The organism is Paenibacillus sp. 79R4, assembly GCF_013393165.1.
GTDB lineage: Bacteria > Bacillota > Bacilli > Paenibacillales > Paenibacillaceae > Fontibacillus.
In genome coordinates this window covers 308,368-326,369 of sequence record NZ_QJOT01000005.1, presented here as the reverse complement: position 1 = coordinate 326,369, position 18,002 = coordinate 308,368, and the positions used below count along the sequence as shown (strand labels likewise).

Genomic DNA, 18,002 nt, shown 5'->3' with positions numbered 1-18,002 from the left:
AATAGTGTAAAGTATCGTAAATTGATAAAGGATATATCCGAGTCGCCGTATAATCCCGAAAGGAGGAAACCATTTGGTACCCGACTTGAATGATGCTAAAGTACAAAGACTACTGAAAAAAATCAATTCAAAATACGAACCAATTTATATTCCCGTGGTGGCGGAGTCATATGCACTGCCTAATGAATGCTATCCTAACGTTGAGAAGAAAGTCGAGTTAGATGGAGGTAGCAGGATATTTGGTTGGCAAATATGGAGAACTACCCTTATTTGTGAGGCGGAATTTCATGCAGTTTGGAAATCGCATGATGGAAAGTTGCTGGATATAACCCCGAAGAGCCCGCCTGTCGAATCAATTTTGTTTATTCAAGACGATAGCGTTACATACAATGGAGCACAAATAGACAATATTCGAATCAACAATACCAATAATCCTTTAGTCAATGATTTAATTGATATTCACAAAGCATTATTCCGAATCAGAAATAAGGGTCATAGAGCGTTTATCTATAAAGGAACATTAAATGGAGAAGAAGCAAAAGTCTATCGAAATCTAGAATCTATCGGTTCGATATTACAAAGCTATATTTATCAAGGGGGACAAATAGATTCTTTTTGTTTTTGTGGAAGTGGGTTTCGGTATGCAGAATGTCATAGAAGAGAATTGGATTCTTTAATACTGCGTTCAAAATCGGTTTAATTTCAAGGTTCCGTTCGCTAGTCTTTCAGATGTTGGATGAATGCAGAAATTGTAAACGGAAAAATCAGTTAGTGAGAATATAAAAAATTGGGTGGACATATGCGTTTGATTGAAATATCCGATCGCCACATAAAAGATGTAACAATGTTTCTCATTCAAAACAAGCTAATTTTTCATCCTAAGATTTCACCAGAAGGAACACCTGACTTTACAAATTATTATGGCAGGGACTATATATTAATTTTGGATAGAAACATCCTTACCAAGCTTATAGAGTTGTGTATTCAAGGTACTCTTAACGATAATTATCTACTCAAAGTAGTTGGGAGTATTATGTTTTGGGCCGAATTTAATGGAGTAAGAATTACCGCAGGAATTGCACTTAATGAGTATGCCTACAATTTGAAAGATAATTTAAAGGCCAGCAAAGAAAATAATATTTTTCTTGAAATATTTGATTTCTATTCACCACTCCAATGGTTAGACCTTGCCTTAGGAGTTAAAAATACTATACCACCAATTACACTTTCTAAAGATTTGAATTCTTATACGTTTAACGTTGAGAACGATCATTATAAAATGCATTATGCAGAAATGTTGCACATAACATTACTTTTGGCAGATCAACAATTGAATAATACTGAAAAAATGATTGAGTTTATTAAGTGGAACAATGATAATCTTTTATTTTGCCAATATACCTTAATCTATGCGTGCCTATTGTTTTCACGGAAGATTAAACAAATTAATATTAAGCAAACTGATGAGATATTTAAGAAGTGTAGAAATCAGGCGTGGGATCTAACTTATTTGTCTTTTTGGAGTACGCTATATTGGGAAGATAGTGAATCTAACGAAGTGTTTTTATTTGGTACAATGGATAAGGATTTGAAGAGAATTTTTATAACCACACACGAAGTAAATAAGAACCCATTTGTTGAGTGTTTTGGAGAGGATAAAGGGATAAAGATCCATAAAGAGTTTCAGAAGATTATTTCAAATCGTGTGAAGCCACACATCTCAGAGGACTATTTAAATCGATTAATAGAAATTGAAGAAAAGAATTTAATAAAAGTCATTGTATAATGCAGTTTTTTAGAAAAGTGTAGGAAACAAAATTACTTTTCGAGATTTAGATAAAATAATCCCGTTCAAAAGAACGGGATTATTTTATCTATGATCTTTGTATTGGGCGATCAGGTAGAGCTTCGTACAATTTCGTATATGTCAATCCAGCTTCCTCTAGCAGTTTGTTTAATGTTGCAGAATAAGTAGCGTTATCACTTTTGCTATAAGCGTCAAACAGTAAAGTGGATATTCGATGTGCTAACGCAGAAATCTCTTGAGGAGTCCATATGTGCATCTGTTGTCCAGGACTGGCAGTTGGATGTGCAGGAATAATTGGTCCTACAATCAATAATTTATAATGACGACTTGATTCAGGAAATTCTTCTTTATACCATTCACTATGATTTAAGGCTTGACCAACATCTCTTTTCGAATAGAATGATGTATCTTTTTTCTCCTCTTTACTTTCAATTAAAATATCCACTTCTGGTGAGGTCCAAAATATATCAGGACCGCGGCCACCTGTTTCTGAGTCTGGCCTATTGGAGGCAAATCCTAAGTATTTGCCTAACCAGGACAAGGCTTCTTCGTACTGATTTGTTGTACTTTTTTCACTGAAAAGAGGGGATAGCCGATCTTGCATCTCACTAAATGATCCATAATTGAAATCCCCTCGCTCGCTAAGGACACTAGCTATTCTTTCACCCTGAGAATCTCCAAAAATTACAGGAGGAGCATAGGTGGTTACAGAATCTGGATTAATTTTCCCGAGTACTCTAAAAGCACTTGAAGCCCTATTAAAGTATCTTTCAGCGGCTGGCGTATTACCACCTAAAAGATGGACATAACCTAACCAATGTGCGTGCCAGGAGGCAAGAGCTTTGTCTTGGTTAAAAAGTGTATCCAAATGTTCTTCAAGTGCGCGCGCTGCTTGTGGATACTCGCGATCCCATAGATGTTCTAAGAACTTTCGTTCTACAAAAGCAACTTTAATACTATAGTCTTGTTCGTCAGTTGTATTTGTTTCAAATGGTTTTTCATTCACCACAGAATGAGGCTGTATTCTCGCTGTGTGGACTGATGTCCATCCAAGGTCTCTTGGTACAGCTACAACTGACATTATCAATTTATTTAAATCTTGAATATTAGAGATGCTTTTGGTTAGTTGTTCTCCCAGTTCTAATTGAGCACGGGTATACGCTGGGATTACTTTTCGATTACTCCCCCTAGTGATCCAATCTCCAATATCATCCCCCAGTAAAAAGACAACGCCATAATCATCATTGCCTCTTGAGATCCTACCCATAGCCTGAATTAAACGTGAAGCTACAGTTCCTTGAAGAAATTTGTTTTCCCCTAAATTATTCCACAAGAATTTCTCCATGCTTCCTGTTCCTGATGGCAATCCATCAACAACAAGGAAACGACATGTATCTCCGGGGAAATCCATGCCTTCAAAACGAGCAGGGGCAACCAAAATTCCATTTTGTGCTTTTTTGAACTCTTCTACTTTAAGTGTAAAATCGTCCGATGAAAAGGTCATTTCATGCTCACGCCAGCGCTTAGCTCTAGGTTCGCTTTTTGGAATTACAAGGATTTTTTGGTACTGTGATAACCAGACAATATAATCAAACATAGCTGACTTAAGAGCAGGATTAACATAAGGGGTAACGATAAGGCGTTCAGACTCCCCAGCGCTTGTCTTAGGCTCAATATATGCATCAGGCAAGAAGCCAAAAGTACGAACAAACTCTGGTTTATCCTGTACAGTTGCAGATAAAAAAACTTTAGTAACAGATGGCGACATGAAGGGCAAATTATTGATTGGTGGCAGGAACGGTGAAATTTCAATGCTATCAGAACTAAGGAATGCAACACAAAGATCTAAATTGTTTCGCAGATGTTCCCAGGCAAACATTGAAACTTTCTTTGTTGTAACACCTTCATTTGTAAGAGATTCAATTATACGATTTACAGCTTGTTTCCAGACAAAAAGTGGAATGAACAGTATACTTGGATCATCCTTGAAAGTGACGACTTGATCGAATTCAGGTCCACGGTGAATGGACTCAAAGTACTGTCGTACTTGAGCAACTAATGTAGAGTAAGTTACAGGAAATTCAGATTCAGGAATATGAAGAGTAAAGTTTTCTCTTATAATATGAGATGCAACATGGGAATCATCAAAAATTATGCCCTCGATGTCTCTGAGAAATCTTGTATTTTTCCCATTGAATAGTGTTTGATAGTTAGTTAAACATTGAATTTCTCCAGTATTAAATTCAAGCTCATTAATCATATTTCTGTTATAGTATGTAGCTACTGAAAGTCCTAATCTTTCTGCAGCTTGGGCTGTTTGAACAATAAGTTGATTAGAGCCACACAAGTAAAAAACTCTATCTAAAGAACGATTAGTTATCGCCTGACCTTCCAATAGTCCAATAACTGTTTTGCCACCACCAGTATTTAGTATAACGGCGACATGTTTTTTGCCCTGCTCTAATATGTGGTGTAATTCATCGAGCGCAAGATACTGTCCCCGCCATAAATCGTTAACTTTACCTTTAGGCAAATTGTCGTATATTTTTATGGGATGTGTTTCTCTTGGACCGGTTTGTTTATTGAAAAATTGACTAAAATCAAATGACATTTTCCCACCTCGTTGAATTTAAGTATTTACTTTACTTAATCCATGCGATTCATGCGATCTAAGAGGCTAGGATTAGTTTCTTACTCACCAGGCCATTCGCATAAACCATATGATTATTTAATCCCCAAGTGCAGTAAGATTGGTTAGTTTGATCTACTGAATTGCTCTTTAAGAACCTTGTATAAAACAAATCCTTATTATTTATGGTAGCATCAAACATACGTCTTCTCAACCAGATATTTCATTTAATATGTGATTTTCGGAGTATAACATCGAGCAAGATCAAGAGTGGAATTACAAAAGGAAACAGTTACTCATTCTGCTCAATAACCTACTATAGAGTGGGCTCCAATTTTATGGAGTCCTACAGAAAGCAATTGTCAGGCGGCGCTTGCAAGAGAACCGAACTAGAATATTTAAAATCACACGAGAATAGTGATAAAAGTGAAGCTAATTCCATTTTAATTAATCGAATTGATATAGTGTCTCTGTTTCACCCGAGAAAGCAATTCTTACCTCTCAAGAATGTCTTCTGTCTCAAATCCCTGTTTTCGTTCTCTTTCTATTATATACCTAAGGGCACGTAATTCCTGATTTACATCCTTGCTTTTAGGGGGGGCCACAGAAGTTATATAGCCAAGCTTGGTATATTTATTGGCAAATTTAAAGGCAGCTTCTTGCCCCCAATTGGGAGCCGGACTGCCGTCACGAAAGGTGGCGTTAGCATCGTTGTCCAAACAAAAAATGATCTCCGTGATGTCGTGATGTCCCAAGAAGCGTTCTAGGGCCAGATCAGATAAACAACCAAGCGAAATACGATGGTCCTCTTTCCAGTCCCGCCCGTCCAATTTCGATAATGTGGCATGACTCATCGCGTCGATCGGGCTTTCACAAACATAGACCTTTCGGCTGGTTCCGTAAATATGGAAAGGATAGCTCTTATCCGAATAAGGTAGGTCTTGTTTGAAAGGTCGCTCCGGCCAGGTGCCGCGCAGGGAACAGTATTTGGCCGATCTCTCCTGATCGTAACCGACAAAGACGCAATTTCCGGTCTTATCCTGCTGGTACAGCTTCTTTTCGTGCATCAAGCGGTAGATGATTTCCGGTTCAATGCCCCGGACATGGATCAGGTACCAGGCAACACGTTTATAGTTGGGTGCTTTATCCGGGAGCTGCAACTTTCCGGAATGTTTCGGAAGGGAGCGAGCAGATTGATGTTGAGGTACGTCAGTCCCTAACAAGTATGCAACAGCCTCTTTAAAGTCCATTCGCATAAATTGCATCACAAAGTCGATGGGACCGCCGCTGGTGTCTGTTGAGAAGTGATGGAATTTGTTACTATCCCGGAAAAAGTAAAGACCGCCACTTTGCTTCGCATGAAGCGCACGGCGGCCGCCATTTTCGAGGATATAGCCATGAAGTTTGGCAAATTCGATTAAGTTAATACTGTTGGCTTGCTGGATTTGTTCTTTTCTAAACGGAAAACTTGTACCCATAACGTCACTTCCAATAATATTTAATAAACTTATACGAGTTCCTAAGAAACTGCTGTCATTTTTTCGGTAATCTTGAAAGGGATTTAAGGCTTATTGTCGAATTACACTCTTTAACTAAGGTGCTGCTAGCTCGGGTTCAGTTAAAAAGTAGTAGTACATAAGTCACTAAATAAGGGGATGATCAGGCGTGCATATATCTAATTTGAGTATTACAGGATATAAGAACTCCAAGGATAAATCCACAATAAAACTTCATAAAGGGCTCAATGTATTGGTTGGGGAGAATGGCTCAGGAAAAACTACAATTATAAATGCATTAAGGCTTATCTTACGTGAAAACGAGTTTTCATATATGAATATAAATGAAGATGATTTTTATGTTTCATTAGACAAGAGGTACTCAGCTCCTAATATTAAAATTGATCTTACATTTGAAGCGCTTAGTCCAGATGAGCAAGTTACATTTCTTTCATGGTGCGATGCAGATTTTAATGCTCAGTTACACTTAGAGGTTAGCTCGAATCCTAACAGAAAAGGTTACTATAAAAAAGAAATCTGGGGTGGTGCTTCAAAATCGAGCATATTTGAAGAAGAGACATTCGAATGTATAGATTGCATCTACCTTCCACCTCTTCGGGATGCAGAGGAAAAGCTTGTTAATGGGAAGAGATCGAGGTTGGCACAATTATTAAAAAAACAGTATGGAGACAAAAAAGATGAACTTGTACAGAATGTAAAAAGGTTTAACGAGCAAATAACAAGTAACGCTGATAAAAAATACAATGAAATTGAAACTGCAAAGCAAAATATCAACGATAAGCTAGAGGAAACATTAGGTCAACGTCTTGGGCAGAGCATAAACCTGCAATTTGCTGAAACGACTTTCAATAAAATTGTTGAAAGTATAAAAATGGTCTTCTTCCCTGGTCTGAAGGAGAGCGATCCTGATAAATTCAGGGACATCGCTACTAATAGTCTGGGGTACAATAATTTGTTATACATAGCCACTGTTTTTGCAGAGCTTGAATTGCTAAAAGATAATAATATGATGACAGTTCTATTAATAGAGGAACCGGAAGCTCATTTACATCCCCAGCTTCAAGTTAAATTTATCAAATATCTAGAAGAGATAAGTCGCACCCTTGAAAATATACAAGTTGTTATTACTACACATTCACCGGTGCTTGCTTCTTCTATAAAAATTGATAACTTAATTCATATTGCTCAAAAGAGTGACGCAATTTTTGCGACTGTTCTAAAAGATATTGATTTAGATGAAAGTAGCAAGAATTATATCAATCGATGGTTAGATGTGACAAAATCCACTTTGTTGTTTTCAAAAGGTATTATCCTTGTTGAGGGGATCAGCGAGGCGATGCTTATTCCTGCTTTCGCCAAGATCGTCTTGGCGCAACATAATAAAAAAGCTCTAGCTGCCTCTAAAGAATTGTTGCCTAATTCTTTAGAAGAGGCTGGCGTATCTACAATTAACATCAACGGCATAAATTTTAAACATTTTATGAAATTGTTTGCAGATTGTGATGGTTCCTCTGGTGAAATACATTTACCCATTTATTGTTCCGGAATTACGGATAATGACCCACCCAAGCTCAAAGAACTTGTCTATGATGAGAACGGGAAAGTAAAAAAAGATAGAAATAATGAGCCTATAACCAGACTTGTGGATACCTTTCCTCTACCGAGTGAACAACCAGCAGGAGCAAATAGCGCACTTCAACTAATTGATGATATTAATACGAGTAACTGGGGGCGGTTATATCGTTCTCCTTTAAAAACATTTGAATATGATTTGGCAATAGAAGGAAACACGAGTCAAATGGCTAAAGTTATTCATGATCTTTGGCCTACAGAGGGAAGAGTTAAAGAGCGTTGCAACACAATTTACTCTAGCAATAATGAGTATTCTGAAATTCAATTATTAAAAGAAGATGCGGAATATATTTTTAAACATATTGATGCTGATGAGGTTGGTAAAGGGACTTATGCACAAGAACTTACGGATTATTTGGAATTACAAATTAGCAAACACATGGACAGCATTGATGAAAAAAGGTCGAATCTAATAGAAGTTTACACTAATATTAGCGATTTAATGAACATTCCTGATTACATTAAAAGAGCCATACTTTGGGCATGCGGGGGCATAGAAATAGATGAATAGCAAAGAGATGGAGCAAGAAATTATAAGCACTCTGAGTAAAAATAAACATGCAAATAACTCATATATTTCTTTGATTCAAACTAAAGTAAAAGAAAAAACGGAACAACAGTTAAAATATGTTCTTTCTTCTATCACTGAAAATATATACTTAGAAGCTTGTGCAGGAAGTGGGAAAACCGAAGTAGTCGGAATGAAAACTGCATATGAAATTAGTAAGTGGAGTTCCAAGAATAAGGGACTTGCTGTACTCACTTTTACTAACGAGGCTACGGATACTATTAAAGAACGAGTAGAGAATTTTTCTGGTTTAACCTCATTATATCCTCACTATATCGGAACTTTATCGGGATTTTTTCATGGATTTATTGCGCAAAGCTTTGGTTACAAATATTTCAAACATAAAAATAGGGATGGTGATACTTCGTACAGATTAATAGATAAAAATTTGGATATTTTCAATAATCACTGGTTAAAAAAATATGAACTCCCATACACAGACATTAATTCATTAAGGCAATACTCTTATGCTAACCAGCTTTATTATGATTATCATATTAATGATCTGATAATCTATCATTCTGAAAACCACAAGATTTCATTAAAAGAATATTATGATTCTGCAGAAGTTCAAAAATTCATTCAAAATTATCGGGAGAAGAGCGGTAATAGTCATTCATTAGGTTTCGACTATATAAGAAATGAAATAAAAAAAGTTAAAAGAAACTTTTTGGATGATGGGTTTGCTAACTTTGAAGACATAAATAATATAGCATATATAGTCTTAAAGAAAAATCCCAATATTGCTTTACTATTAGCATTACGATTCCCTGTCATTCTCATAGACGAATGTCAGGATTTATCCTGGATTGAAATTAATATCCTTAATCAATTAAAGCTAATGGTGCTACTCTCCATTTCATTGGAGATCTTAATCAGTCCATTTATGAATTTAAAAATGCAAATCCTGAAATAACGAAAGAATATTTATCTAATTTCCAGAAGTATTACTTAACAGATAACTTTAGAAGCTGTCATTCCATAGTAAAGACATCTAATCAATTATTAGGTATCACATTACCTATTCGTGGACGAGCTGCTGATAAGTTAGGTGATAGAAGTGTTTGCTATTTGGAATATAGCGATCTATCCTCAATTGGTCAGCAATATTTAAATTTTCTTGAAGAAATTAATATACCTTTCGATAGATCGGCCATTTTAGTAAGGCAACAATCATTGAAACGAGATCTAGAAATAAATTCCCAAGAAAGTAAACATCCAATATTAGATGCTTTACAACTTTGGAATAACAATACACCCAAGTCACGATTGTTAGCATTGGAACTTGCAAGTAAACACTTGCAAAAGTGGTTTGGGGGTGCCAGAACTAAAAAAAACTATCATTGTCCTAGTTCAATTGTTTCTGTTTACAGGTGGAGAATTTTTATAAAGGATTTTTTGGAAGGCTGCTCCGTAATAGACGATCTCGTGAAACTCGAAAATGTTAAGTATACTACTTGGTATAAAAATTTTAACAAACACTTTTTGAATATATTGCATGATGCGTATCAATCTTTAAAAGATTTTGATAGCGAAGAGAGAGATTTTAACAACTTAGCTAAATTAACTGCCCCCCGTGGCACGGCTAATAGTGAGATTGTTACTTTTAATACAGTAGATAATTTGAACCTGTTATCAGTAAACACTATCCATTCAGTTAAAGGCAAGGATTTTGATAGTGTGATGGTGGTTTCGACTCGTATTAATAAAGGTAGTGGGCACTGGAAGCAGTGGATTGAAAAAGAACTCGAATCGGGAAGAATAGGTTATGTTGCGAGTACAAGAGCAAAGTATTCATTGGTATGGGCTGTTCCAACCTTAAAGAGTGCAGAACGAGCTATACTTGAGTCATATGGGTTCAAGAAAATAGAACCTTCTTAAGTCGATTTCACAATTCACAAAAAGCAATTTCACACAAACTAAATCGTGATTATTAATGAAAATTATTCGTATATAGACTGATTTTTAACTCAGTTTAGCTCAGATCTATATTATAGTTCGAGTTTTTCCTGTGAAAAAATAATTGTGAAATCGACTTTTCTTATTAAGATATAGTGCGTTGTATTTATTATTTAAAAGTAGGAGAGCAAATGAAAAAAAATATCCAATATGACAAATACAATTACTTCTGTTACATAGGAGTCTTTCAAGATAAGGATTATGAACCAGTATCATTAATTCTTGATACACAAACCGTCATAATGCTGGAAAGATTTTATTATAGACCTCACAAATTAGAAAGTAAGGTCAACGCTGCAATTACTCATTTCTTGGTGGAAACTGTTAATAAGGATAGAGTACCAGGGTTTGCTATGCAGGAGGCTTGTTGGGATAGGGCTTTAGGCACTCTAAATCTTCCGCAGTTCAAAAGGTTAGAATTGGCAATAAACAACATCAATTCATGGGATAGAGAAAAAATCGTCAAGCACAGTCAATCTAATGGCATCCCATATAACGACTTTGTAATGCGAGAGAAGGTAACATTTACAGAAACAATAATTCCTCATTTAGAGTCGAATCCTCTCTTACTCGGTAGTTACGCAATCATTCTAACAATTCATTTGTTGAACTACAGAAAGAGTAAGGTTGATAAATTCAAATTATTCAGAGAGTTTGTAGACTTTATGAATAATAAAGTCAGTATCTTTCATGCAGTAGAATTTTCACTAGCTGTAGATTATTTCTTAGGAAATTCCAAAAAGAGTGATAATGTTCAGAGCTTGTTAAAGTTTGGTTCTAAAGATCCACTTGGAGCAATTTTAACTTCCTGTTGGGATTTGTTTTTCTTAAGGTTTTTGCAATTAAGTTATATGCAGAATGATGGGGGGATATTGAGGCCTAAACTAATAAGTAGGGATGATGCGCTCATTAATCTAGCTAAGTATTCATCTATTCATGGCCTAATTGAGATTAATCAAACACCTATGCCCGTTGTGTCATATGATCATGAAGATTTAGACGAAGATACACAAGATTTTTTGGATGAGATTCGTACTGAAATAAGAAATACGATGCATATAAGAAGTCAGTCCTTTTTAGGAGATATAGAAAAACATATTGCGCGAATTACAGCAATAACCCGAGAATTAGAAGAAGAAATAATCGGATTGATTAGACAAAAGTGAGGGAAAAACGTGGAGAGGGGTCTGAATCCTCAGTTTCCCTCTCCCAGTTCACAGCACACTTCTCCCTCCTGTTCGGGTAGCTCTACTAAATTTTCAATAATCATCTCCTGTCCTTGCAGTTCCTCAAACTCCAGAGCCGAATTGATTTCGGACTGCCGCGCAACCATTTGTTGTAATGCCTCATCGAATTCAAATGGCTTATCCACTTCGTTTTGGGCTGCAATGAGCTGCTCATTCATTCTTTTTTCCTTTTGAACCGCTTCCTCCAATAAAGCAGGGATTTTCTCAATCGCATTTTCAATACGAGAAATATTGCCCAACTCCGATTCACCTAAATCGATGGCGTAGCTTTTCGCACCTTTGATTTCCAGATGCACGTTGTACATGGATTGACGAGCAAGGACTAGATCAAAACCGCGATAAGAACCAATTCGCATTGATTCATCAGCCTGTATTTCCGTCAGGTTGAACAGCAGAAGGAGCATCTCACCAGCCTTTGGACGCTCCGTAAATGTGGTTCTATCTAACTCCATAGCAAATGGGTGATTGCTAAACTTGCTGGATAATTGTATGTCGGTTTGTAAGTCCTGTATCTCTTGCTGCACGTTTTCAATCCGTTGTGGATACTGTTTGATGCGACTTTCCAATATCATGTGTTCGTTTTGCCAATTGGCCTTCAGCAGCTTCAAGCGGGTCACTTCGTTGTCCACATGCATCTTTTCAGCGAGCATCGGATTACCGGTAGCCACTGCTTTTACTTCCGCCGCGGACAATACCGTTTCATCTGCGTCTTCACAGGAACGGGAAATGCTTTTTCCGGTCATTACTTGCGAAATGTAGCGGAGTTTTTGCTCTTGAATTTGCCACAGATAAGCGTCGAAGGTGCCTTTCGTGACATACCGAAAAATTTGCACGACTTCGTTTCGATTGCCTTGACGCAAAATACGTCCGTCACGTTGTGTAATGTCGGCGGGACGCCAAGGACAGTCCAAATGGTGGGCGGCAACAAGCCGATCCTGCACATTGGTGCCAGTTCCCATTTTTTGCGTCGATCCAAGCAAGATGCGAACTTCGCCGCGGCGCACTTCTTCAAACAAAGCTTCTCGCTGGACATCCGTTTTGGCGTCATGGATAAAAGCAATTTCTTGTTCTGGCATACCGCGAAGCGTCAATTGAGTCTTTATTTCGTCATAGACATTAAACTGTCCAGGCTTTGGCGTACCACTGTCACAAAAGATCACTTGCGTAAGTCGATCTGTTTGCGTTTGCTGCCAGATGTCAAAAGCCTGTGCGATACAGCGATTCAATTTGGAGTCGGGATCGGAGGGAGCCTCTTCATCTATCAGTCGGGGGTCGATCGACATTAGTTTCGCTTCGTGCGTCAATTTCAGCATATTGTCCTCAGTCGCATCCACCTCGTTGTTCCGTATTTTCTCTGCTCGTTCTACAAACTCGTTCATCATTATTTTCTGATAAGGCGTACACTCACTCACGACGATGGTCGCTTGGTCTCCTTCCAACCGAGGGGTAGGGAGATTCAGCATGTCAGCAGTCTGAATGTCTGCGACGAGGCGAAACAAACTCATTAATTCTGGTAAGTTATGAAACTTGGCGAAGCGGGACTTCATCCGGTAGCCGCTGCCTTCCGGTGTAATTTCCAGGGAGGTGACGACTTCTCCAAAGGTTGCAGCCCAGTTATCGAAGAAGTCCAGCCCAAGCTTTTTTAGAAGATGAGGTTGAAGGTAGCGCTGCATCACGTACATTTCAGACATGCTGTTGCTGATCGGCGTACCGGTGGCAAAGACAACACCACGGCCGCTATTCATTTCCTGTAAGTATTGACACTTGAGCATCATATCGGTAGCCCGCTGGCTGCTTGATTTACCGATTCCGGCCACATTCCGCATTTTTGTATACGTGAAGCAGTTTTTATAGGCATGGGCCTCATCGACAAACAACATGTCGACGCCAAGCTGCTCAAAGGTGAGCAGGTCATCTTTCTTTTGCTCATTTGCCAATCGCTCCAGCCGGGATTTCAGATTTTTCTCAAAGACGACCATTTGCTTAATGCTCCAGTCATCTCCCTTTTCCTTTTTCATCTGGTCAATCATGCGGGCGACACTCCGAATCTCGCCCTCCAGCAACCGCTCTTGCCGTTTGCGGGAGATGGGGATTTTCTCGAATTGGCTGTGACCGATAATAATGGCGTCATAATTACCCATGGCGATTCGGGACACAAAACGCTGACGGTTGGCCAGTGCAAAATCCTTTTTCGTGGTGACTAGAATATTAGCTGCAGGGAAGAAACGCAGAAATTCGTTGGCCCATTGCTCTGTGAGGTGGTTGGGAACGCAATACATCGGTTTTTGAACCACGCCTAAGCGCTTCAAGGTCATGCCGGCGGCAATCATGGCCGCCGTTTTTCCGGCTCCAACTTCATGCGCCATCAATGCGGTGCCGGAATAGAGAATGCGGGCCGCTACATCCTTTTGATGTTTGCGCAGTTCCATTTCCTCGCTCATCCCGGGAAATATCAGGTGGTCGCCGTTATAGTGACGGGGGCGAATCGTGTTAAACTTGTCGTTGTAAATGGCCAGCAGTGTGTCGGCGCGTTCTTTGTCTCGAAATAGCCAAGAAGCGAACGCTTCACGCATTTGTTGCTGCTTGGCTCGAGCGATCATTGTTTCCTTTGCATTGACTACATACTTGACCTGTTCGTTGCCGTTTGCATCCAAATAGGTAACGGGGTCACGAACAGTAACGCTTTGCAGATTCAGGCTGTTTTCATAAATTTCATATGCGTTAGCGCGGTTTGTCCCGTATGTCTGATGCACTTTGATGGAGTCCCGTTCTAGTGATTTGCCTGATACTCGCCAAGTATTGGTGTATTCCAGATAATCCACATCCACGGTTTGACTATCTTGAAACACCTTGGCTGTTACAAACGTTTCATACATAAAATCACGATAATAACGGACAGGAATCCACGGACTGCCGATGCGAAAATCAATGTCGCCGGGCAGTAGAGGGGCGGGCTGAACACGAGTCAAAGCTTCTACATTCCGAGTAAACAGTTCAGGATGTTCCTTCGCTGTCAGCATGGCATAGGCTAACTTGTCTTTTACATGGCCGGACAAATATTCTTCATCGAGTTCCCATCCTTCATCGATGTCTCCGGTATACTTTTGCGGGTTCAAATAGATGCGTTCTCCCAATTCCTCACGAACCTCATCTGTTGTTTGGTTGCACAGATAAGCAATGTAAGGTAAATCAATGCGCAGCCGTTGATTAAGACAAATTTGCATGGCCTCAAGCGCCGATTCGGCATGTTCAGGATGGCGATTCGGCCGGATGGTGGGACGGAAGAAAATGGCCGCTTTTACCCATGTTTTCTCGGGGGTAAAATCTTCAATGGAGCGAAGAAGCGGAAGTTGGTCGTCATCGGCAAAAGCGTTGATATTGGCCCGTTCGTTTATTGGGCCATAAGTGCGAACAAAACGGTCGTAGACGTGGTTAAGCTGATGTTGAGCAGTTGCCAGCTCGGCTTCATTATATCCGTCTTCCTGTGATTGAATGTGAATGACATCGAGCAGAAAGGTTCGGATCTCGCATAAGCCTTTAATTCGCTCCGCTTTTTTGCCTTGGACATCCTGGAGAAGCAGTTCACCGTTCTCGCAGTAGTAAATGCGGTTTTCTTCTATAATATAAGTGAAGTTTTTAGCATCGACTGGCGCTTCGCGGCGCTCCGATTCGACAGTATCCACGTGTTCCGATATTTCGAGAGAGGGGAATGAGGCAGCTGAAGGCGAGATTGTTGCTTGCAAGGAATGAAGTGCCTCCCCCAAGGCAGGGAGAAAATCTCGATCCTCCAGCGGCACACAAGAAGTTGTTTGTTCCGCTCCATACATGCCGCGATCCCATACCATACGACCAAGCACCATTTCAGGATGAGACAAATAATAGCGGTTAATGGGAACATCATCCGTTGTCTTTCCGACTTCCACCCACTCGGGCCATTCTTCATTTGAAAAGCGGACGGGTTCAGCACGTTTCTGCAGAAAGACGATATCCGTCGTTACGGTTGTCCCGGCAAGTGATTGGAAGGCCGTGTTTGGCAGGCGAACTGCGCCGATCCATTCAGCTTGCTGTGCTAATAACTTGCGTACACTGGCATCTTGTTTGTCCAATGTGCCCTTGCTGACGATGAAGGCCAAGATACCGCCGGGTTTTAGCAAGTCCAGTGATTTGATGAAAAAGTAGTCGTGGATGAGATAATTGCTCGTGTATCGCTTGTCAAATACTCGGATATTGTGAAAAGGCACGTTACTGAATATGGCATCGAAGCGAGTATTATTCCAGTTGACCGTTTCGAAGCCTTGCAGACGAATGTTGGCACTCGGATAAAGTTGACGGGCGATTCGTCCGGTTAAAGGATCAAGCTCTACGCCATGCAGATCTGCTTTTTCCCATCCTGGCGGCAAAACGGAAAAGAAATTGCCTGTCCCCAGGGATGGTTCCAGCAGCTTTCGTCCTGTACCATCCGTTAATCCAAACCGTTTCAAGGTGTCGTGGATGGGACGGATGATCGCTTGCTCGGTGTAGAACGAGGTAATGGTTGAACTACGCGCCGCTGCATATTCATCCTCGTTCAATAATTGTTTTAACTCCGCATATTCATGTTCCCAGCCTGCTGCGCTTGGATGGAATGCATTGGCTAGGCCGCCCCAGCCAACATAACCGGCTAGTATGTGTTGCTCTTCCAGTGTGGCTTGGCGCTGCTCCGTCTCCAATTGCTTAAGCAGTCGAATGGCTTCCACGTTGCGCCTGTATTTGCTTTTAGGGCCAGAGACGTAAGGAGAACGAGACGGGTCGAAATGGTAGTTGCTTGCTGTAGAAACGGTTGTAGTCGCGGCGCTAGAAGCTGAGTCGAAGGATGTTGGCAAGGAATGGTTAGAGACAAGTGATGACGCCGGTTCAAGTTGGTCTTGTGGCGCGGCGGAAGGCCAGGTGATTTCGGTTCGTTGCTTCTCTTGTTCGTTTTGAGCGAGTTGTTCGGCATAACTGAATAGTGTCCACTCTGGCTCTGGCGAGGGAAAGGGAGGAAGGTTCTCGCTATACCGTCCTTCCCGAATCAGGGTGAGTAAGGTGGAGGCAACTTTGTTCCAGGTCAGCGTCGTTTCATGTTCGCCGTTTGCATCCGTCCATAATAATTCGATGCCTTTGCTGTTTGTCATGTAGCCTTGAAGACCAAATCCCAAATCACCCCTGGCACCGCCTATGCCGTATGCATTTTTTAGCACAGGAACAAGATCGGCAGGTTTTACCGGATAATGCTCGGTCACAAATTGATAGATACGCGGTTTGAGCGTTTCCTCGCCTTGCTTTCGTTGCAGTAAAACTTCCAACATTTCTTCCGCAGAACGGTTATCATCATCAGGCGAAAAAAAAGAACCGCTCTCCAGCGGCTCCTGGGACGGTTCGGAGGATGTTATCTCGGTTTGAATACGATATCGTTCAAGATCAGTTCTTCTGCGGTCTCTTTGATCTGATTCAAATGACGTGTTCTCTCCAGTATATCGTCGGTCTGTGGCAATGGACGGAGCCGGAGAAGCTGTTCGGTCAGAGACTCCATCTTGCTCAGGACTTCTTGTTCGACTTCGCCCATTTTCTTCATGAGGTTGCCTTGCATTTGAAGAATCAGAAAGCGTTGCGGGTGATGGTTGCGCAGATAATTCAGCGCCATTCGTCCGTAACGGCCCAGCGGTTTCGTGTCCGCCTCCGGTTCGTTCGAGATCTGCAAATGGGGATAGAGGAGGCCGTCTATATTGTGATATGTCAGGCTCAGATTTTTTCTCTTGTTCATGAGTAGCACTCCTTTCATGTTTCATAATTTTGATGTGTCTGACGATGTCTTGCAATAGACTTCGCGTATGCATATTCACTTGATGTCCTAGCCGCGTGGCAAGTGGTAAGGAGTCAAAATGAATAATGGTGGAGAAGTCCACGTCTTCCGGTTCCGGCAGCTTGCAGCGGCAGTGAACGAGGAAACGAATACTGTCTTGAACCAAGTCCTGCATGTGTTGTTCCAATCCGCGCCAAGGAATGGAACCTAGCCAGTGTTCCTGAATATCCAGTTCAATATCCTGGAACAACTCGTCCATTGATGATAACGTGGCTTCCCTGGATAAGGCGGCAATGGCTTCGTTCAAATGGGGTGTATCATAAGAAGTTAGTCGTCCGGCAAGTTCAACAGGATCAATGGAATCAAGGCTCCAAAGCACGGGAAGTTGTTGGCCTGTCGTTTGCGTTACATCAAATAAATGAACAAGCGAAGGATGGTCTTGTTCGAAATCACAGACAGCGATGCTTTTTGCTCCGAAGTTCACACGGCGACCGATCTTGTTCCAGACAGAGAGAGGAGCCAACATGGTTGCTTCAGGATTTTGGCTATAGATCAGCAGCGTGTTATCAAAAGAGTATTTGTAAATGGAAGAAGCAAAGCGCAAATAGCTTTTCCAGGTTTCCCCACTTTGGGTCAGTTCTGCAATTGCCGATTCGTATAGATTCCGCAATCGTTCGACTCGACGCATGATGGTCCTCCTTTCTATAAAAATTCAGGATCTAACATTTGGTTCTGTTGATGGATTGCAAATGGTTCCTATTAACTAATTTTCTTCTACTTATAGGAGGGGAATTGTGGAAAATGTTGAATAACTATAAATAA

At 40.4% G+C, this 18,002-nt stretch carries 9 protein-coding genes; 6 read left to right on the top strand and 3 right to left on the bottom strand.

Annotated elements, in window-relative coordinates; translation table 11 throughout:
- Nucleotides 1–73 precede the first annotated feature (73 nt).
- Both DMN77_RS09305 and DMN77_RS09300 read left to right on the top strand, forming a co-directional pair.
- Nucleotides 74–700 (top strand): hypothetical protein, encoded by a 627-nt coding sequence (locus DMN77_RS09305; RefSeq protein ID WP_179014557.1) that lies wholly within the window; start codon nucleotides 74–76, stop codon nucleotides 698–700.
- Nucleotides 701–799: 99 nt separating this feature from the next.
- The gene (locus DMN77_RS09300; RefSeq protein WP_179014555.1) at nucleotides 800–1,786 is read left to right on the top strand and encodes a hypothetical protein; all 987 of its coding nucleotides are present in this window, start codon (nucleotides 800–802) and stop codon (nucleotides 1,784–1,786) included.
- Nucleotides 1,787–1,874: 88 nt separating this feature from the next.
- Here DMN77_RS09300 and DMN77_RS09295 read toward each other — a convergent pair whose 3' ends face one another.
- Together DMN77_RS09295 and DMN77_RS09290 are read right to left on the bottom strand one after the other, a co-directional pair.
- The gene (locus DMN77_RS09295; RefSeq protein WP_179014554.1) at nucleotides 1,875–4,418 is read right to left on the bottom strand and encodes a helicase C-terminal domain-containing protein; all 2,544 of its coding nucleotides are present in this window, start codon (nucleotides 4,416–4,418) and stop codon (nucleotides 1,875–1,877) included.
- A 512-nt stretch (nucleotides 4,419–4,930) separates the two neighbouring features.
- Complete coding sequence (locus DMN77_RS09290) at nucleotides 4,931–5,914, bottom strand: DUF3991 and TOPRIM domain-containing protein (protein WP_179014552.1); 984 nt, start codon at nucleotides 5,912–5,914, stop codon at nucleotides 4,931–4,933.
- A gap of 187 nt (nucleotides 5,915–6,101) precedes the next feature.
- On the opposite strand from DMN77_RS09290, the gene DMN77_RS09285 reads away from it, so the two are divergent.
- The 4 genes from DMN77_RS09285 to DMN77_RS09270 all read left to right on the top strand — a co-directional run bounded on the left by DMN77_RS09285 (nucleotide 6,102) and on the right by DMN77_RS09270 (nucleotide 11,278).
- Nucleotides 6,102–8,096: an ATP-dependent nuclease gene (locus tag DMN77_RS09285; RefSeq protein ID WP_179014550.1), complete on the top strand. Its 1,995-nt coding sequence runs from the start codon at nucleotides 6,102–6,104 to the stop codon at nucleotides 8,094–8,096.
- The gene (locus tag DMN77_RS09280) at nucleotides 8,089–9,069 is read left to right on the top strand and encodes a UvrD-helicase domain-containing protein (RefSeq protein WP_179014549.1); all 981 of its coding nucleotides are present in this window, start codon (nucleotides 8,089–8,091) and stop codon (nucleotides 9,067–9,069) included. The genes DMN77_RS09285 and DMN77_RS09280 overlap by 8 nt, the downstream gene beginning before the upstream one ends.
- A gap of 155 nt (nucleotides 9,070–9,224) precedes the next feature.
- The gene (locus DMN77_RS09275) at nucleotides 9,225–10,034 is read left to right on the top strand and encodes a 3'-5' exonuclease (protein ID WP_179014547.1); all 810 of its coding nucleotides are present in this window, start codon (nucleotides 9,225–9,227) and stop codon (nucleotides 10,032–10,034) included.
- Nucleotides 10,035–10,243: 209 nt separating this feature from the next.
- Nucleotides 10,244–11,278 carry a hypothetical protein gene (locus tag DMN77_RS09270; RefSeq protein ID WP_179014545.1) on the top strand — a complete coding sequence of 345 codons (1,035 nt, stop codon included), beginning with the start codon at nucleotides 10,244–10,246 and terminating at the stop codon, nucleotides 11,276–11,278.
- 29 nt (nucleotides 11,279–11,307) lie between these two features.
- Here DMN77_RS09270 and DMN77_RS24220 read toward each other — a convergent pair whose 3' ends face one another.
- Nucleotides 11,308–17,868, bottom strand: coding sequence for a helicase-related protein (locus tag DMN77_RS24220; RefSeq protein WP_483874232.1), 6,561 nt, complete (start codon nucleotides 17,866–17,868; stop codon nucleotides 11,308–11,310).
- Nucleotides 17,869–18,002 lie beyond the last annotated feature (134 nt).